The organism is Pseudoalteromonas peptidolytica (assembly GCF_012641745.1).
In the GTDB taxonomy this organism is placed as follows: Bacteria; Pseudomonadota; Gammaproteobacteria; order Enterobacterales; family Alteromonadaceae; genus Pseudoalteromonas; species Pseudoalteromonas peptidolytica.
In genome coordinates this window covers 99,615-118,528 of sequence record NZ_WEHZ01000017.1, presented here as the reverse complement: position 1 = coordinate 118,528, position 18,914 = coordinate 99,615, and the positions used below count along the sequence as shown (strand labels likewise).

The window sequence follows — 18,914 nt, the reverse complement described above, 5'->3', positions numbered from 1 at the left end:
AATCGAAGCATAAGCTTTAGGTTGTAGCAATACACTGTAAAAAAGGTCGCGAAAGCGGCCTTTTTTAATGCCTATAGGAAATCAACGGTAATACGTATATAAGTATGAGAGTGGCACGCTGACAATATATGGCCTGTTCGATTGTCATAATCAACACATATCCCCATAATCCATAAGAACCACACAACAATCTCCCGATATATCTTTTTGATGAACTAAAATCCACATTCTAACCACTCAATTAGCCTATTCTATAAGTTATACCAATTAGCTTTAATACTTGCTCAATTTGAAGGCGTAAATCTGACGCTAACAGCGTTAAAAATTTCTTATTTAGAACAACTAAATAGCAAAATTTTTGCCTTGCCTACAGGACGTAGGTACCTCGGCGTGAGCAGGACGCGGAAGCGGTGTTATCGACAAGATTTTCTCACCTCAAAATAGACGGCTTAATTAAGATAATGGGTATTAATACTTTGTCTCCATTGACGTAAAAATTTGGTTAAATTCGTAAAGATGTGCAAAATAAGCCTGTATAAAAAAATAAGATTAGGAAGTGAAATCATGTTAGCTCTATCAACCCGAGTGATTGTTGCTGTGCTCAGTACTGCAATTTCCCTATGTACTTTTACCAGTTATGCCAAAGTCGATAAGGAGAGATCTTATATTCTTGCAACAGCATCATCAGGGGGAACGTTTTATCCTGTGGGGGTTGCAATTGCGACATTAGCCAAACTTAAAATCACGCCACAGCATGGTATGAGTGTATCTGCTATAACCTCAGCAGGTTCGGGTGATAATCTAAAACTAATGCGAAATAAAGAGGCGGAACTGGCTATCTTACAAGGACTTTATGGCGCTTGGGCAACGCAAGGCAAAGGGGCGATGTCCACGGCAGGAAAGCAAGACTATCTGCGTTCGGTAACTATGCTTTGGCAGAATGTTGAGCACTTTGTAATAGATAAAAAGTATGCCAAAACGGGTAATGTGTCAGACTTAAAAAATCTTTACTCGCAAGGGTTTGGTATTGGTAAACGTAATTCAGGCACGGAAGGATCGGGCAAGCACATTATGGCTGCACTAAGTATTGATAGTGAGAAATTCACTTTGGTTCATAAAGGCTATGCAGGCTCTGCTAATGCGTTACAAAACGGTCAAATTGCAGGGATGAATATTCCCGCAGGCGTGCCAGTTAGTGCTATCACAAGTGCTTACGCTGCTGATGCTCAAGGGATAACTGTGCTTGATTTTACGGATGAGCAGCTACAAAAAGTAAATGGTGGGACTGAACTGTGGTCTCGTTTCGAAATTCCAGCAAACACCTATCCAGGTCAAACCCAAGCCATCAAAACGATTGCCCAGCCTAATTTCCTTGCTGTTCACAAAGACATGAACGAAGAAGATGTTTACCTTCTTACTAAGACGATTTATGAAAACTTGGTTTTTTTACAGACTATCCATAAAGCAACCAAGGCAATGGCAATTGAAAAAGCGTTAATAGGACTCCCTGCTAAATTACACCCAGGGGCACTAAAATATTATCAAGAAATAGGTATCGAGATACCTGCCCACCTGCAGTAGTGCTGGTCGTTAAGCAAAGTGAGACAGTATGTACCAATGAGTAGTATCAAAAATGAGCCGGATAGTTTAGTAGTACCAACAAAGCCCCAGAGTAACAAAGCAAGGCTAGCTTTCTATTTGGCGGTAATCACAAGCTTCTTACATCTTTATTTTAATTTAGTTGCTACCTGGCCAGACAATTATATTTCAGCCATTCACTTTATGTTGTTTGGGAGCTTTTTATTACTGACTGTGCCGCTTAATAGTGGCAGATGGACATGGGTTGCTCATGTGATTGATGTTGGGCTATGTGTAAGCTTAGTACTCAGTTGTGGCTATCTCGTGCTCTATAGTGACGCATTGGCAGCACGTAACTATGAATTTGCAACAGCTGACTGGCTAGCATCGATTACCGCTACGTTAGTGGCGTTAGAGTTAGTTCGTCGAAGTATGGGATGGTTTATTCCCGTTATGATCATGCTGGCGATGAGCTATGTATTGTTTCTTGGGCAATATATTGACGGTATTTTTCATTTTGCAGGACTCAGCGCTGAAACAATACTGTTTCGAAATTATTTTGATGACGGGCTCTTTGGGCCTATTGCCAAGATCTCTTGGACATTCGTATTTATGTTCATCCTGTTCGGTAGCTTTTTAGTTCAAGCGGGAACCGGTGATTTTATTATTCGTCTATCTAACGCACTTGTTGGGCGCATGGTTGGTGGCCAAGGTTTGGTTGCTGTGGTGAGTTCAGGCATGATGGGGTCAGTGTCTGGATCTGCGATTGCCAATACAGCTGCAACTGGTGTGATCACAATCCCTTTAATGAAGAAAGCCGGATTTCCGGCAAAATTTGCCGCTGCTGTTGAAGCTGGAGCCTCAACTGGTGGCCAGTTGATCCCACCAATTATGGGAGCCGGTGTGTTTGTGATGGCTTCATACACGCAGATCCCATATCTCACAATTATTGCGGCGGCGTTTATGCCAGCGATACTGTACTTTGCTTCCATTGCTATTTTTGTAAGAATTCAGGCAAAGCGATTAGGTATTAAACCATCAGAACACGCCGAGCAATTGAGTGCATGGCAAGAGTTAAAAGCGGGTTGGCATCATCTGTTACCTATATTGCTGCTGGTTGCACTTATGGTTTATGGCTTTACACCCACCTACGCCGTTAGTATTGCAACCCTCAGTGTATACTTATTTTCTTTGGTGTCTCGCACGCCAATGGGTTATTCAAAAGTACTCGCAGCACTTGCCTCGGCAACAGAGAATAGCGCCAAAACAGCGGTGTTATTGGTAACCATAGGTGTGCTTATTAATTGTATATCTATCAGCTCACTTGGGGTTACTTTCTCTTTGATGATCAATGAATGGGCTGGGTCGAATTTGATGTTGTTGCTGGTGTTGATTGCATTGGCATCTCTAATCGTTGGAATGGGCTTACCTGTTACGGCATCTTATATTGTGTTAGCGACACTCTCAGCGCCTGCACTGTACGGATTGATCAGTCAATCTGCATTGGTAGAGGTGATAGTCAACGGCCAACTCAACGATACCGCGAACATGATGATGCAGATGATGGCGCCAAGCCTCAGTGAAATTTATAACTTGCCTACAACCAGCGCCAATGAGGTCATGACTATACTGGCTGGGTTACCACCAGAAGCTATTGAGATTATTCGTAGCAATCAATTCGATGCCTCGCACTTGGCGATGATGCTTCTATCAGCGCACATGATTATCTTTTGGCTGTCGCAAGATAGTAACGTGACCCCACCGGTGTGCTTGGTAGCCTTTACTGCGGCAGGGATCGCAAAAACTCCACCAATGGCAACGGGAGTAGAAGCATGGAAGACAGCTAAAGCCTTATATATAGTGCCACTATTATTTGCTTACACTCCTTTTATAGGCGGTACTCACGTTGAAGTGATGCAAATATTTTTTACTGCCCTCATCGGTATCTATGCACTGGTTGCTGCAATTTATGGATATGCAGAGTCTCAATTGAAGCCATTGATAAGAGGAGTTATTGCGATTGCTGGCGTGTCGTTAGTATGGCCACATCAAATGTACTATCTAGACATTGGTGCAGCAATGATGGTGATTTCCTTGATTGCAACTCAAGTTTGGACTGCTAGAACGGCAAGAGTATAAAGAGCTTCTTATTTAGAACAACTAAATAGCAAAGTTATTTCTTGCTCTCATGGGTGTAGGTACTTAGGTGGCGACGGTGCTACCAATAAGGTTTTCTCGTCTCAAAGTAGCTCGCTTAATTAAGCAAGTTGGTAAAAAGGCCCTAAAACATGGGCCTTTTACCTTTATACGATATGTTGAATGGACTGATAAATCCCAGCAGGAAGGAGTGCTTTTAAATGTTGCTCCAATGTCAGCAAAGTCGTTGTGCCACGAATACCTGTACCTTCATCTTGCTCAATAAAGCCCTGCTCTTTCAAACTAGAAACAAAAGCGCTTAGTACTTTCTTGTCAAAAAACTCGGGGCTTTTGACTCCATGCAATGTCCCAAGTCGCTCGGCCAGTAGTGCGCTCTCGCTTTCGAGCTCACTGCGACTCAAGCCCTGATGGTGTTTAACTAGGTTGATGGTGATTGCATAACGCTCTAGGGTCAAATGGATCACTTTACCTAGCATTTCAAGTTGAGCTAAGGCTGCCCCCTCTTTGTTAACAGAAGCCAGATGTCCGTCAAATGAAATAAGCTTCTGGGCTGCAAAGAAGGATAAAATAGATTCGATATAATTGTCTTGAAGATCGGTTAAAAACCACTCTTTAGCGAATAAAGGGTATAGCAACTCAACTTCTTTTCTGCATTCATCAATGCTTAAGCTGTAGCGGTTGAAAAGCTGTTGCGCTATTAAACTAGGTACTGCAAATAAATGAAGAATATTATTTCGATAATAATTTAGCAGCGCACGCTCATGTTCTTTAACACTGATGATGCTACCAAAGCTATCGTCAATGACATCGAACTTATCGAGCTTTAAAGCATGACTCAAGAGTGCTTCAGCACTACAAGCTGGGATTGTAGCATTGTTGTGATAGGGGGCTTGTCTGTGTAACTCTAGGTACAATTCGAGCTGCTGTAATAGCTGCGGCTTTGGTAATGCAAACTGTTCATTACTTAACAATATTGTGGCAAGAAGGTTGACAGAGTTAAGCGCTGCAGAGTTATTTATCTCGGTCATGATCACCTCAGAGAGATCAGCCACTTGTTTGTTTAGCCACACAGGCTTTTGCGCTTCTGTTGGGTGGATTGATGCACGCCAGTCAGGCTGCTGTTCGTTTAAAAATTGATTGACAGAAATTGGCTCGCCAAAATTTAAGTAGCCTCGTCCGTAATTTTTCAGATTCTTAATAGCCTTAAAAATGCCAAATATAGACTCATTTTTTTTGCTATTGCCGGCTAACTCTTTTAGGTACGTATTGATTTCCATCACATGTTCATAACCGAGGTAAACAGGTACTAGCGAAATAGGTCTATCGATACCTCTTAGCATAGACTGGAGCGTCATAGCCAGCATGCCCGTTTTTGGTGGCAATAAGCGACCTGTGCGACTACGCCCACCTTCGGTATAAAATTTGACAGAGTAGCCTTTAATGAAGAGCTGGCTGAGGTACTCTTTGAATACCGCAGAATACAGCTTATTTCCAGAAAAGGAGCGGCGAATAAAGAAAGCACCGCTGCGTCTAAAAATAGGGCCTGCAGGGAAGAAATTAAGATTAACACCTGCCGCAATATGTGGAGGCACTAAGCCTTGGTGATAAATGACATAGGTAAGTAGTAAGTAGTCCATATGGCTACGATGACAGGGGACATAGATGATTTCATGACCTTTATCAGCAAGTGCTTGGACTTTATCTGAGTTATTTACCTCAATGCCATTATAAAGTTTATTCCAAAGCCAAGTCAGAGCCCTATCTGCTACGCGCACCATGGCATCGGAATAATTCGCCGCGATTTCATCAAGTAAAGATAATGCTTGTAAGCGTGCCTCTTCTTGACTAAGGCCTTTTGCTTTGGCTTCGTCGGCAATGGCTTTTTTGATACTTTGTGATGCCAATATTGAACTGAATAGTTGCTCACGAGAAGGGAGCTTTGGTCCAGTTGCTGCGAGTTTTTGGCGTCTAAAGTGCACTCTGGCAACGCGTAAAAGCTTATGAGGAAGCTCTTCAACATCGGCTTTATCAGTAAGTAGTTGGTTAAGTTCAATAGGGCGTGAAAATCGAACAAAGTTGTCACGACCTGAAAATATCACTACAAAGCACTTTCGCAACCAGCTTGGGGTCAGTGAATTTGATAACAGCGTGCCCACACCTGGTTTTTCTTTGCCTGGATTTCTACCCCAAAGAATAGTCACAGGGATAACTTGGACATTTTGATTGATATCGGCTTTTAACGCTTCAAAAATTGCCTTGCTATGAGCAAGGGCATTGCTTGGCTTGTGGCTATTGCCAAATACGCTCGGTGGCGCTTGGATCCCAACAAACCGGTTGAGCTCTTTATTTCCTATTTTTTCTTTTTGGGAAGGTCTTGGCAAGCCAAGCTTCTTACACATTATATCCAACGCGACCATATCTGAAGTTGAATCTAACGTCGCCACATAAAAAGTAGGTATGCTTGGGTCAAGCTCATAGTCATTAATGGGATTTTCTGGCAATACTTTACTTTTGACGAAAAGCCAATTGCTACAACGAGCGATAGTGGTGAGCAAATAAGAAAAAATCTGCATGGAAATACCGAACAATTATCATTAATTATAGAATACCAAGATTTAACTGGACTGACCATTTCAACTGCTATTTTCAGCCATCTTGCTCTGTTTTTTGATGCTTTAAAAAGTAGCACAGTTATCTTAACGGACAATGATAGAAAGCTGTTTGTGCAGGTTGCTTTTACTCTAAAGTTGCTAAGGCTGCGCCTAAACGCTGGTTATTTTACGGTCATAAAATTACTTTATAATAGTTGTTGCATTTATCACCAATATCACTATAATATGCAGACTTTCTTGACCATAGTGTCTTTGAAAGTAAATGAAAGGTCTGGATTTCAGACCATATGAACAGGAACTCCAATTGTGAGTTCAATGGTAGAAATAAATTAACAACCGACTTCTCAGAAATTATTGAGCTAGTCTCGGTCGTTTTTTTATGCTCTTTTTAAATGCTCTTTTTATTTGAGGTTTAAGAATGTCAAATCAACGCATTCGTATTCGCCTAAAAGCTTTTGACCACCGTTTGATTGACCAATCAACGGCGGAAATCGTGGAAACAGCGAAGCGCACTGGTGCACAGGTTCGTGGTCCAATCCCACTACCTACGCGCAAAGAACGTTTCACAGTATTGATCTCTCCGCACGTTAACAAAGACGCGCGTGATCAGTATGAAATCCGCACCCACAAACGTCTGATCGACATCGTAGAACCAACTGACAAGACTGTAGACGCGCTAATGCGCCTAGACCTTGCTGCTGGTGTTGATGTTCAAATCAGCCTGGGTTAATCGGAAGATTAGAGAGGTTTTAGGAAAATGGCATTAGGTCTAGTCGGTCGTAAAGTGGGTATGACACGTATCTTCACTGAAGATGGTGTATCTATCCCTGTGACAGTTATCGAAGCGACTCCTAACCGTGTTACGCAGATCAAATCTGACGCAACTGACGGTTATAACGCGCTTCAAGTTACTGCAGGCGAGAAAAAAGCAAGCCGTGTAAACAAACCAGCAGCGGGTCACTTCGCTAAAGCTGGCGTTGAAGCGGGTCGCGGCCTGTGGGAATTCCGTCTTAACGGCGGTGAAGGTGAATTTGAAGTAGGTTCAGAGCTAACTGTTGAACTTTTCACTGAAGTGAAAAAAGTAGACGTTACTGGTACTTCAAAAGGTAAAGGTTTCCAAGGTGGTGTTAAGCGCTGGAACTTCAGCATGCAAGACGCAACTCACGGTAACTCTCTATCTCACCGTGCTCCTGGTTCAATCGGTCAAAACCAGTCTCCTGGTAAAGTTTTCAAAGGTAAGAAAATGGCCGGTCAAATGGGTAATGTTCGTTCTACGACACAGAACCTTGAACTAGTACGTGTTGACGCAGAGCGTAACTTGCTTTTAGTTAAAGGTGCAGTACCTGGCGCTATCGGCGGTGACGTTATCGTTAAACCAGCTGTTAAAGCATAAGTCCTGGAGATTTAGTGATGGAATTAGCAATTAAAGGCGCTGGTGCGCTTGAAGTTTCCGAAGCTACTTTTGGACGTGAGTTTAACGAAGCATTAGTACACCAAGTAGTTGTTGCTTACGCAGCAGGTGCTCGTCAAGGTACTAAAGCTCAACTGACACGTTCTGAAGTACGCGGTGGTGGTAAGAAACCATTCCGCCAAAAAGGTACTGGCCGTGCTCGTGCTGGTACAATCCGCAGCCCAATCTGGCGCAGCGGTGGTGTGAGCTTTGCAGCTAAGCCGCAAGATCACAGCCAAAAAGTTAACCGTAAGATGTATCGCGGTGCGATCAAGAGCATTCTTTCTGAGCTTGTTCGTCAAGATCGTCTAGTAGTTGTTGAAGATTTTGGTCTAGAAGCACCAAAAACTAAAGAACTAGTAGCTAAGCTTAAAGAACTTGAGCTTAAAGACGTACTAATCGTGACTGAAGAAGTAGATGAGAATCTATTCCTTTCTGCACGTAACCTGTACAAGGTTGACACGCGTGACGTAGCTGGCATCGACCCAGTAAGCCTAATCGCTTTCGATAAGGTTCTGATTACTGCTGCTGCTGTTAAGCAACTTGAGGAGGCGCTAGCATGATCCGTGAAGAACGTCTTTTAAAAGTAATCCTTGCTCCACACATCTCTGAGAAGAGCACTGTATCTGCTGAAGAAAACAACACGATTGTTTTCAAAGTAGCAAAAGATGCAAACAAAGCAGAAATTAAAGCTGCTATTGAAAAGCTTTTCGAAGTAGAAGTAACTGGTGTTCGCACTCTAAATGTTAAGGGTAAGACAAAGCGTACTGGTATGCGTTTTGGCCGTCGTAGCGATTGGAAAAAAGCATACGTTACTCTTAAAGAAGGTAGCGAGCTAGACTTTGTCGGCGGCGCCGAGTAATAAGGGGAGTTAGAATTATGGCACTTCAAAAGTGTAAACCAACTTCTGCGGGTCGTCGTCACGTCGTTAAAGTGGTTAACCCTGATCTACACAAGGGTAAGCCTTACGCTCCGCTACTAGAGAAAAACTCTAAATCAGGCGGTCGTAACAACAACGGTCGTATCACGGTTCGTCACATCGGTGGTGGTCATAAGCAACACTACCGTGTAATCGACTTTACACGCACAAAAGATGGCATTCCTGCTAAAGTTGAGCGTCTAGAGTACGATCCAAACCGTAGCGCAAACATCGCTCTTGTATTATATGCAGACGGTGAGCGTCGTTACATTATTGCACCTAAGGGTCTTAAAGCAGGTGATGCAATCCAATCTGGTGTTGATGCACCAATCAAGGTTGGTAACACACTACCTATGCGTAATATCCCTGTAGGTTCTACAGTACACAACGTTGAACTTAAACCTGGCAAAGGTGCACAAATTGCACGTTCTGCTGGTGCTTACGTACAGATCCTTGCTCGTGAAGGTCAATACGTAACACTACGTCTTCGCTCTGGTGAAGTTCGTAAGGTTGAGTCTGATTGTCGTGCGACTCTTGGCGAAGTAGGTAACGCAGAGCACATGCTACGTTCACTAGGTAAAGCTGGTGCAAATCGTTGGCGTGGTATCCGTCCTACAGTTCGTGGTGTTGCCATGAACCCGATTGACCACCCACACGGTGGTGGTGAAGGTCGTACTTCTGGTGGTCGTCACCCTGTATCTCCATGGGGCGTACCTACTAAGGGTTACAAGACTCGTAAGAACAAGCGTACTGATAAGTTCATCGTACGTCGTCGTACTAAATAATAGTTGAGGAATTGCCATGCCACGTTCTCTCAAGAAAGGTCCATTTATTGACCTACACTTGCTGAAGAAGGTAGAGAAAGCGTTGGAAAGCGGTGACAAGAAGCCAATTAAAACTTGGAGCCGTCGTTCAATGATCATACCTAACATGATCGGATTGACCATCGCTGTCCATAATGGTCGTCAGCACGTTCCTGTGTTCATCACAGACGAAATGATCGGTCACAAACTAGGTGAATTTGCACCTACACGTACTTACCGCGGTCACGCTGCGGATAAGAAAGCTAAGAAACGTTAATCGGAGGGTATGATGGAAGCATTAGCTAAACACAAATTCGCCTCTGGTTCGGCGCAGAAAGCACGTCTAGTGGCAGATCAGATCCGTGGACTTCCGGTTGATCGCGCGCTAGAAATCCTGGCGTACAGCCCGAAGAAAGCGGCTGTATTAGTTAAGAAAGTACTTGAGTCTGCTATCGCGAACGCGGAGCACAACGAAGGTGCTGACATTGATGAGCTTAAAGTGGCTAAAGTATTTGTAGACGAAGGTCCTACAATGAAACGTATTATGCCACGTGCTAAAGGACGCGCAGACCGCATCCTTAAGCGTACAAGCCACATCACTGTTGTGGTATCGGATAGCTAGGAGATATAAGTAATGGGACAAAAAGTTCATCCTACTGGTATTCGCCTAGGTATCTCAAAGCCTTGGGTATCTACTTGGTACGCGAATACAAAAGATTTCTCTGAACAGCTTTTTGGCGATCACAAAGTACGTCAATACCTTACTAAGGAATTGAAAAGTGCTTCTGTAGCTAAGATCGTTATCGAGCGTCCAGCTAAATCAATCCGTGTAACAATTCACACAGCTCGTCCTGGTGTTGTTATCGGTAAAAAAGGTGAAGATGTTGAAAAGCTTCGCCAAGCTGTAACTAAGCTTGCTGGTGTACCTGCGCAAATCAACATCGCAGAAGTACGTAAGCCAGAGCTAGATGCACAATTAGTTGCTGACGGTATTTCTTCTCAGTTAGAGCGTCGTGTTATGTTCCGTCGTGCTATGAAGCGCGCAGTACAAAACGCAATGCGTCTAGGTGCGAAGGGTATCAAAGTTGAAGTAAGCGGCCGTCTAGGCGGTGCTGAAATCGCACGTTCTGAGTGGTACCGTGAAGGTCGTGTGCCTCTACACACTCTACGTGCTGATATCGACTACGCAACTTCAGAAGCTTTGACCACTTACGGTATCATCGGTGTTAAGGTTTGGATCTTCAAAGGCGAAGTAATTGGTGGTCTTCCACTAGTTCAAGAGCAAGAGAAGCCAGCTAAACGTGCGCCGAAGAAAGCTAAAAAAAGTGCTAAGTAAGAGGTAGCGACTAATGTTACAGCCAAAACGTACAAAATTCCGTAAGGTACACAAAGGCCGCAACCGTGGTCTGGCTACCAGCGGTAACAAAGTTAGCTTCGGTTCTTTCGGCTTGAAAGCGACTGGCCGTGGCCGTATGACTGCTCGTCAAATCGAAGCAGCTCGTCGTGCTATGACACGTCACGTCAAGCGTCAAGGTAAAATCTGGATCCGTGTATTCCCAGATAAGCCAATTACAGAAAAGCCGCTTGAAGTTCGTATGGGTAAAGGTAAAGGTTCTGTTGAATACTGGGTTGCTGAAATTCAGCCTGGTAAAGTGCTTTACGAAATGGAAGGTGTTTCTGAAGAGCTTGCTCGTGAAGCATTTAACCTTGCTTCTCGTAAACTACCATTCAAGACAACTTTCGTAACTCGGACGGTAATGTAATGAAAGCTAGCGAATTAAAAGACAAAAGCGTAGAAGAGCTAAATGCTGAACTTCTTGAGCTACTTCGTGAGCAGTTTAACCTGCGCATGCAAGCGAGCACTGGTCAGCTAGCTCAAACTCACGAACTGAGAAAAGTACGTCGCAACATTGCGCGTGTTAAAACGGTTATTAACCAGAAGGCAGGTGCATAATGAGCGATAAGATCCGTACTCTTCAAGGTCGTGTAGTAAGCGATAAAATGGACAAATCAATTGTTGTTGCTATCGAGCGTCAGGTTAAGCACCCGATCTACGGTAAGTTCATCAAGCGTACAACTAAGTTGCACGCACACGATGAAAACAACACGGCACTAGCAGGTGACGTCGTGACTATTCGCGAATGTGCGCCAATCTCTAAGAAAAAATCTTGGATGCTAGTTGACGTTATTGAACGTCCTAAGAAAGCTTAATTTTAGTTTTTAACTAAATTAGACTTTTGATAAAGCCCCAGCACATGCTGGGGCTTTTGCGTTCCTGGATAATTTTTATAAATGGCTATCGAACGTCAGATTTACTCATTCAAATTGAGCAAGTATTAAGTCAAATTGGTATTAAGCACCCGATCTACGGTACTCGTTATAAAAAGAAAGCATCAAGCGTACAACTAAGTTGCACGCACACGATGAAAACAACACGGCTACTCACAGGTGACGTCGTGACTATTCGCGAATGTGCGCCAATCTCTAAGAAAAAATCTTGGATGCTAGTTGACGTTATTGAACGTCCTAAGAAAGCTTAATTTTAGTTTTTAACTAAATTAGACTTTTGATAAAGCCCCGGCATTAGCTGGGGCTTTTGCGTTTCTGGGACGTTTTTTATCGCCTTGATGGTCGGTAGCACTAAAGTGTGCTGTCTTTTTACGATACAGTCGTTATGCTAGAAAAAATAATAAAAAATCATCACAGTTATGTTTTCTATTGGACTTATCAGTCTTATTGCGCTGCTGTATTTAGCGCTTTTATTTACCATTGCATGGGGCGCGGATAGGGCAAGTACTAAATTTCGCTCTTATCATGCCAAGCAAGTTACCTATGCCTTGTCACTTGGGGTATATTGCACCTCTTGGGCGTTTTTTGGTACTACCGCGCAAGCTGCAAACAATGGTTGGTGGCTAGCGCCAACTTATGTTGGCACGATTTTACTGTTTATATTTGGTTGGCAAGTCTACACACGAATTGCTGAAATATGCCGCCAGCAGCAGCTCACTTCCATGGCGGACTTTATTGCCACGCGTTACGGGAATTCTTCTAGTTTGTCTGGGCTCGTTTCTCTGATCTCTGTTATTGCGGTCGTGCCCTATATTGCCCTTCAGCTTAATGCCACCAGCGCCAGTATCGGTATGTTAACAAGCGAAACCCAGCTGGTGAGTGCCGCATTTTGGCAAGATGGTACTTTTTACATCACGTTACTGTTAGCTCTATTTGCCATTTTGTTTGGCACTCGTAGGCTGAGACCCAGTGAGCATAACCCTGGGTTGATGACTGCAATCGCCTTTGAGTCATTAATTAAGTTGCTGGCGTTTATTGCCGTTGGTGTCTATGTCTGTTTTGTACTCTTTGAATCGCCTGCTCACTTATTCAACCAGGTAGAGCAGCAGGGAATTACCAAGCAAATAGAGGCAACCGCCAGCCCAACCTATGTTTATTTAGTTCATGTTCTCTTGGGTGCATTGGCAACGCTTTGTTTGCCGCGACAATTCCATACCTCTTTTATTGAATATGACGAACAAAACCAATTTAAAACCGCACGCTGGCTATTTCCCGTTTATTTGCTGCTGATTAATTTATTTATTTTGCCAATCGCTTACGCCGGATTGGTGTATTTTAATGGTCAATATATTGGTTACGATACGTTTGTGCTCGCCTTACCGCTGGGATCTGATGCACCTTTGGTTGCTTTAACTGCCTTTCTGGGAGGGTTCTCTGCGGCGACGAGCATGGTAATAGTTTCAGCCATCGTGCTATCTATTATGATCACCAATGATTTTATCAATCAATTTTTGTTGCGCCGCTCGCACTTAAATTCACACCATCGTGGTTTATCTAAGTTTAATCTGCTCAATGCTAGACGGGTGGTCATTGTTGGCATTTTATTGTTGAGTTACGCCAGTCATCGTGTGCTTGCTGAGGGTAACACATTAGCCAATATGGGACTCATGTCATTTGCTTTGGTAGCACAGTTTTCGCCCGCGATGGTGATTGGTTTGTGGTGGCGAGGAGCTTCGTGCTTAGGCGCGCAATTAGGTATTGTGACAGGTTTTGCTATTTGGTTTTACACCCTGTTGTTACCGAGCTTGATCAGTGGCCTTAACTTCGAAAGTCACTGGTTGAGCGCGGGGCCTATGGGTATCACATGGTTAGCACCGTTAGACTTTTTGAGTCTGGGGTTAGACAGTACAAGTCAGTCTGTGCTGATCTCGTTAAGTGCAAATTTGTTGGTTTATTTTCTGGTGCCATTTATTTCATCAGCACGTCTTGCTGAGCGCTTACAAAGCAATAAATTTGTTATGCCATCCAAATCTGCACAGTCTGCAAACACGGTGTTGAGTTACCACGACTTGGCAGCATTACTGCAGCGCTTTAGCGAGCAGGCGCGAGCACAGCAGCTTGTAGAGCTTCATTTCCCTAAAGAGCCCGGAAACTGGAAACTGCCAGCACCTTTGCAAGTTGAAAGTATCATTGAGCGGGAGATGTCGACCCTCGTTGGTGGGGCATCTGCGAAACTGATTTTAGATGTCGCCAAAGATGAAAAGCGTCAGCCTTTAGAGCAAGTTGCAGAGTTTGTCGATGAAGCGTCACAGGTATTACGTTTTAATCGTGACTTGCTACAGTCGACCATAGAAAATGTCAGTCAGGGGATTAGTGTAGTAGATAGCCAACTGCAACTGGTCGCTTGGAACCTGCGCTATGCAGAAATGTTTAACTATCCAGACAATGCACTGTTTATTGGTCGCCCTGTGGCTGAGCTTATTCGTTACAATGCACAGCGCGGACTATTTGGTGATGCTGATGTCGAGCAGCAAGTACAGAAGCGTCTATCACATTTACGACGAGGCAATGCGTATCGTTACCGCCGCGAGCACCACGATGGTCGCGTGTTTGAAATACAAGGTAACCCGCTTCCGGGTGGCGGGTTTGTAACAACCTACACTGACATCACGGAGTTTGTGAAACAGCAGTCCCTACTAGAACAAGTTAATACAAACCTAGAAGAAACGGTCGCAGCAAGAACCAAAGAGTTGATAGACGCCAACCATGCTTTATCTACTGCGAAACGCCAAGCTGAGCAGGCAACGGAGAGTAAGACCCGTTTTTTCGCAGCAGCAAGCCATGATCTGTTACAGCCATTTAACGCAGCGAGCCTGTTTTGTTCATTGATGAGTGAAAAAGCCCACGGGACTGAACTAGCTGAGCTTTCGCAAAGCATCAAAAGTTCATTGGCAAGTGCTGAAGAGCTGTTGTCGAGCATTCTTGAACTCACAAAGTTAGAAGCCGGTGCGTTTAAGGTTAATCGTTCGCGCTTTGTATTATCGTCACTGTTGGAGCCATTAGAAAATGAATATGGGGCGATAGCGAAAGACAAAGGGTTAGCGTTTACTGTGCGGGTTTGTGATGCCATGCTCTACACTGATAAAGCACTCCTAAAAAGGGTGTTGGGAAACTTACTGAGTAACGCGATTCGTTACACTGAGTCTGGTACGATAAGGCTTATCGCTGAATCTCAGGGAGAGAGTGTTTCAATCATTGTTGAAGACACAGGCGTAGGCATTGCAAAGCAAGATCAGGACGCCATATTTCAAGAATTCAAACAGCTGCATAGTAAAGAGCTAGCGCAGGGATTAGGACTTGGACTTGCGATCAGTAAACGGATATGTGAAGTGTTGGAAATACCCATCACCCTTGGCTCACAACTTAATAAAGGCACGCAATTTACCTTAACACTGCCAAGCTTTGGAACGCCGACGGATCAAAAGAGCGAAGTAATTGCTGACAAACCCAGTGGTGATGCGCAATTATCGGGTCTGTCTATTTGGCTACTCGATAATGATGCCAACGCACTTGATGCACTATCACAAGTATTGCTAAGTTGGGGGTGTAAGGTGGCCGTAGCGCGAGATGAAGCAGCGCTTAGCGCACTGCAAGCAACGAGTCGGGCTGATATGTTGATTGCGGATTATCAGCTTGATCATGGTGTCACCGGACTTGAGGTAATTACGGGGCTTGCGCTGGACAATATGCCAATCATTATCAACACAGCTAACCACGACGAGGCTATTCGCGAGCAAGTAAGTGATGCCGGGATCCCATTACTTTATAAACCGCTTAAAATACCAGCCCTAAAGCGCATGATTAAACGACTAATTTAGTTAAGCACTCGCTTCATCGTCGAGGTGTACATCCGTAGCCAGCTGATTAAAGAGGATCCCAGCTTGGGTGCGGTTATACACATTGAGCTTTTTTAAAATTGCTGAAACATGCTGTTTGATGGTGGTCTCTTGAATCGACATTGCATATGCAATTTGCTTATTCAAAAGGCCGTCGGAAATCATCGTTAACACGCGATATTGCTGCGGTGTTAGCTTTTCTAAATTACGTGCAAATTGCGCTTGTTCGCTGTCACTTTCTGGCGCGATATCCACGATTTCAGGCAACCAAGTTTCTCCTTCAATAACGAGCTTGATAGCATCACTAATCACTTCTAGTGAGGAAGACTTGGGAATATAAGCGCTTGCCCCGAGGGCAACACATTGACTAATAATGGATGCTGATTCGTTGGCTGAAACCATGATCACTAGTATGTCTGGATACTGATTTCTTAACCGGGCAAGACCTTCGAGACCTTTCGCGCCAGGAATAGACAAGTCCAAAAATACTAGCTCTGTCTCAGGATGCGCGAGCAACATCTCGAATAAGCTGTCTAAGGTACTGGCTTCTTTAATGGGGTCATGACCAATCGCTTGTGCAGCAGCGTGTTTAAGTGCGCTGCGAAATAATGGGTGGTCATCAGCGATGATTGCTTGCACCTGAGACATCCTTAACTAACTCCTAGTATCCGTTGTTATAGGGTATTTCCAAAACTACATCAAGCGATTGAGATAGCGAGACTCTCTTGCAGCCTCGCTTTCGGTGCTAAAAACGATAACCTACGGTAAGCGAAACGGTTCTTGGGTCGCCAAAGTAGCCTATCAAAGTATTATCACCACCAAGTCCTGGCATGTATTTACTCACATTACTCGGATCGCTCGGATCTGGTGTCACGAACTGATAGCCTCCTATCATATATTCTTCATCGGTCAGGTTTTTCCCATGAAGACCAACACGCCAATTGCCATCTGTGCTATACCAATTAATACTCAGATTGACTAAACCATAGCTGTCCTGCGTCAGTAGGCTATCTTCCTCAAATAAGACATAATCACCACGATGGTAGTAGCTGGCATTGAATACCCAATCGCCAATATCGCTGTAGAGTTTATAGGTCGCCCCAAGGTTAAAAGTTAAATCAGGGGTGTTAGAAATACTAAAGCGGTCTGATTTGTCAAATGTCGCACCCGTGTCTGGGTTAGTATCGAGTACCTCTTCAAAATCGCTGTCTATATATCCTATCGCGGCGTCAAAACTCAGCGCCTCTGTGGCGACATAGCTCAGCTCGGCTTCAATACCATTTGCTGTAGACTTACCGATGTTGCCAAGTCGTTGGTTGAGATCGGCAGAAGTTGCACCGGGCAATACGGAAATATATTGGCGGTCTTTGTGATCTAATGTGAATAGCGTGATATTGGCTCTTAGATTGTCGTTCCATTCGCTTTTCATACCGATTTCGAATGAATCTACGATTTCAGGGTCTGCAGCAGGCTCCGCGGTGCTGGCTCTGGGGTTGAAAGTACCGGATTTAAATCCTTGAGCATAGCTGGCAAAGAACATAATATCGCGGTTGTATTGATATTCCACTCCTACTCTTGGCGTAAACCGTGACCAATCTTCTTCATCATCAAGCACTGACGGTACCAGTTCACCTGCAGGGCGTGTATAACCTGGGATCCAATTTGATTCGGGATACACAATATCAAAGACCAAACCATTGCTTACTTGTGCTTCTTTGCTGTCTTTAGTGTAACGAGCGCCTAATGTGAGCGACCACTGCTCTGCTAAATCAATGCTGCCTTGAATATACGCAGCTTTACTATTTGAATTATTACAACCACTCACTTCTCGCGTAAGACCGGGAGCGTCCAAGCTTTGTCCTAATACCTCCAAAATTGCTTGGAATTGGCCGCATGACTCACCATCGTAATAATATAGACCTGAGACAAATTTATAGCCGTTACCTGCATGGCTTAGCTGTATCTCATGGGTGGTTTGTTCATCATCATAAATGGCGGGTACATCAAAGATCCGTAATGGCGTATTATCAAAGTCGATATTGGTCGGGGAGTAACTATCTCGGCTAGCACCGATGTATTTTATTGTGGTGGCGTCAGAAAGATCCCAGCGAGCGGTCAAACTATATCCCTCAAGCTCGACTTTATTCCACGTGGGCATACTGGTGTAAGAATCAAATATGCTGTCAGGCACGGGAGCGTCAGTCAGTAAGCTCGGCAACAAGCGGTAACCCCCTTTAGAGTTGGAGTCATCATCGGTTTTATCCCATGCTAAACGGAAGAACAAGTCGTCGCTTGGACGATATTCCAAGGTTAACCGTGCAGCTTGAATTTCTTTATTGTAGTTTTCCTTGTCTTGGCCGGGCAGCGTTGAAACCTTGAACTCACCAAAGCCATCTCGATTCAAAGTCGCAAAGCCATAACCTAGGTAGAGTGTATCTTCCACGAGCGGCAGTTGACCTGTGATCTTAAGATCGCGTTGATTATAACTACCAACAGTCCCTTCCACGTTAAAAGTCGCATCGCCAGACATTTCCTTAGTGACATATTTTATAGCGCCACCAATAGTGTTTTTGCCATATAGCGTTCCTTGCGGTCCACGTAGTACTTCAATCTGTTGTACATCAAGGAGGTCTAGTACAGCCCCTTGCGGCCTTGCTAAGTAAATGTCATCGACGTAAATACCGACACCAGGTTCATAACCCCATAATGGATCTTGTTGCCCAACACCACGAATAAAGGCTGTGAGGGTAGAGTTAGTGCCACGGCTGGCTTGAAGTGTGGTATTAGGTGAAAACTGCTGGACTTCAGAGAGTACCGAAATGCCATTTTCGAGTAGATCGGTTTCACCGATAGAAGTCACTGCCACCGGAACGGTTTGAAGGTTTTCTACCGTCTTTCGTGCCGTGACCTCGATGCGCTCTAACTTGCCTTGTGATTGTATTGCTTGTTCTGCTGCCGCTGGGCTGACTTGAGTTGCCAGTGTAATAGCCAACGCGATAGCTGAATATCTAGGTTGGTAAATGTTCATCCAGTGATCCCTTTATTATTGTCATTTGGGGCTTGTTGTCACACCAAAGCATAGGGGAGTTGTAAAGTTTTTCTATTAGTACCTTAGTACTAATACCTTGATACGCTAGGATTAACACGGGGTGTAGGGCTTCTATAACCTTAGTACTATGGTTTTTATTGCGCCTGCACGCCACACTGATA

General features: G+C 44.1%; 18 protein-coding genes. 15 read left to right on the top strand and 3 right to left on the bottom strand.

Annotated features, from left to right (window positions below; translation table 11 throughout):
- Positions 1 to 564 precede the first annotated feature (564 nt).
- A complete protein-coding gene (locus tag F9Y84_RS12695) occupies positions 565 to 1,581 on the top strand; it encodes a TAXI family TRAP transporter solute-binding subunit (protein WP_147389206.1) in 1,017 nt (338 codons plus the stop codon).
- A 36-nt stretch (positions 1,582 to 1,617) separates the two neighbouring features.
- Entirely contained in the window at positions 1,618 to 3,717 is a 2,100-nt protein-coding gene (locus F9Y84_RS12690; RefSeq protein ID WP_147389205.1) for a TRAP transporter permease, read from the top strand.
- Positions 3,718 to 3,881: 164 nt separating this feature from the next.
- Here the strand turns inward: F9Y84_RS12690 and plsB are convergent, their stop codons facing one another.
- On the bottom strand, positions 3,882 to 6,308 hold the full coding sequence (gene plsB, locus F9Y84_RS12685) for a glycerol-3-phosphate 1-O-acyltransferase PlsB (protein ID WP_147389204.1): 2,427 nt from the start codon (positions 6,306 to 6,308) through the stop codon (positions 3,882 to 3,884).
- Between the two features lie 457 nt (positions 6,309 to 6,765).
- Here plsB and rpsJ point away from each other — a divergent pair, with 457 nt between their 5' ends.
- The 13 genes from rpsJ (at position 6,766) to F9Y84_RS12620 (ending at position 15,686) form a co-directional block, all read left to right on the top strand.
- On the top strand, positions 6,766 to 7,077 hold the full coding sequence (gene rpsJ, locus F9Y84_RS12680; RefSeq protein WP_010376390.1) for a 30S ribosomal protein S10: 312 nt from the start codon (positions 6,766 to 6,768) through the stop codon (positions 7,075 to 7,077).
- Positions 7,078 to 7,104: 27 nt separating this feature from the next.
- A complete protein-coding gene (rplC, locus tag F9Y84_RS12675; protein ID WP_010376387.1) occupies positions 7,105 to 7,740 on the top strand; it encodes a 50S ribosomal protein L3 in 636 nt (211 codons plus the stop codon).
- Positions 7,741 to 7,757: 17 nt separating this feature from the next.
- Complete coding sequence (rplD, locus tag F9Y84_RS12670; protein WP_125251478.1) at positions 7,758 to 8,360, top strand: 50S ribosomal protein L4; 603 nt, start codon at positions 7,758 to 7,760, stop codon at positions 8,358 to 8,360.
- Complete coding sequence (gene rplW / locus F9Y84_RS12665; protein ID WP_095728987.1) at positions 8,357 to 8,659, top strand: 50S ribosomal protein L23; 303 nt, start codon at positions 8,357 to 8,359, stop codon at positions 8,657 to 8,659. The genes rplD and rplW overlap by 4 nt, the downstream gene beginning before the upstream one ends.
- Positions 8,660 to 8,676: 17 nt before the next feature.
- Positions 8,677 to 9,501, top strand: a complete 825-nt coding sequence (rplB, locus tag F9Y84_RS12660) for a 50S ribosomal protein L2 (protein WP_010607737.1) — start codon at positions 8,677 to 8,679, stop codon at positions 9,499 to 9,501.
- Between the two features lie 16 nt (positions 9,502 to 9,517).
- The gene (rpsS, locus tag F9Y84_RS12655; protein WP_010376377.1) at positions 9,518 to 9,796 is read left to right on the top strand and encodes a 30S ribosomal protein S19; all 279 of its coding nucleotides are present in this window, start codon (positions 9,518 to 9,520) and stop codon (positions 9,794 to 9,796) included.
- Positions 9,797 to 9,808: 12 nt separating this feature from the next.
- Positions 9,809 to 10,141, top strand: coding sequence for a 50S ribosomal protein L22 (rplV, locus tag F9Y84_RS12650; protein WP_010376375.1), 333 nt, complete (start codon positions 9,809 to 9,811; stop codon positions 10,139 to 10,141).
- A 12-nt stretch (positions 10,142 to 10,153) separates the two neighbouring features.
- Positions 10,154 to 10,855: a 30S ribosomal protein S3 gene (rpsC, locus tag F9Y84_RS12645; RefSeq protein WP_010376374.1), complete on the top strand. Its 702-nt coding sequence runs from the start codon at positions 10,154 to 10,156 to the stop codon at positions 10,853 to 10,855.
- A 13-nt stretch (positions 10,856 to 10,868) separates the two neighbouring features.
- The gene (gene rplP / locus F9Y84_RS12640; protein ID WP_095728988.1) at positions 10,869 to 11,282 is read left to right on the top strand and encodes a 50S ribosomal protein L16; all 414 of its coding nucleotides are present in this window, start codon (positions 10,869 to 10,871) and stop codon (positions 11,280 to 11,282) included.
- Complete coding sequence (gene rpmC, locus F9Y84_RS12635) at positions 11,282 to 11,473, top strand: 50S ribosomal protein L29 (protein ID WP_058031280.1); 192 nt, start codon at positions 11,282 to 11,284, stop codon at positions 11,471 to 11,473. The genes rplP and rpmC overlap by 1 nt, the downstream gene beginning before the upstream one ends.
- Positions 11,473 to 11,730: a 30S ribosomal protein S17 gene (gene rpsQ, locus F9Y84_RS12630; protein ID WP_125251479.1), complete on the top strand. Its 258-nt coding sequence runs from the start codon at positions 11,473 to 11,475 to the stop codon at positions 11,728 to 11,730. Before rpmC ends, rpsQ (F9Y84_RS12630) begins: the two co-directional genes overlap by 1 nt.
- 56 nt (positions 11,731 to 11,786) lie before the next feature.
- Positions 11,787 to 12,059, top strand: a complete 273-nt coding sequence (rpsQ, locus tag F9Y84_RS12625; protein WP_167508225.1) for a 30S ribosomal protein S17 — start codon at positions 11,787 to 11,789, stop codon at positions 12,057 to 12,059.
- A gap of 168 nt (positions 12,060 to 12,227) precedes the next feature.
- Positions 12,228 to 15,686 carry a PAS domain-containing hybrid sensor histidine kinase/response regulator gene (locus F9Y84_RS12620; RefSeq protein ID WP_147389202.1) on the top strand — a complete coding sequence of 1,153 codons (3,459 nt, stop codon included), beginning with the start codon at positions 12,228 to 12,230 and terminating at the stop codon, positions 15,684 to 15,686.
- On the opposite strand, the gene F9Y84_RS12615 is transcribed toward F9Y84_RS12620, so the two are convergent.
- Both F9Y84_RS12615 and F9Y84_RS12610 read right to left on the bottom strand, forming a co-directional pair.
- Positions 15,687 to 16,352: a response regulator transcription factor gene (locus F9Y84_RS12615; protein ID WP_147389201.1), complete on the bottom strand. Its 666-nt coding sequence runs from the start codon at positions 16,350 to 16,352 to the stop codon at positions 15,687 to 15,689.
- A 97-nt stretch (positions 16,353 to 16,449) separates the two neighbouring features.
- Complete coding sequence (locus tag F9Y84_RS12610) at positions 16,450 to 18,732, bottom strand: TonB-dependent receptor (RefSeq protein WP_147389200.1); 2,283 nt, start codon at positions 18,730 to 18,732, stop codon at positions 16,450 to 16,452.
- Positions 18,733 to 18,914: the final 182 nt, after the last annotated feature.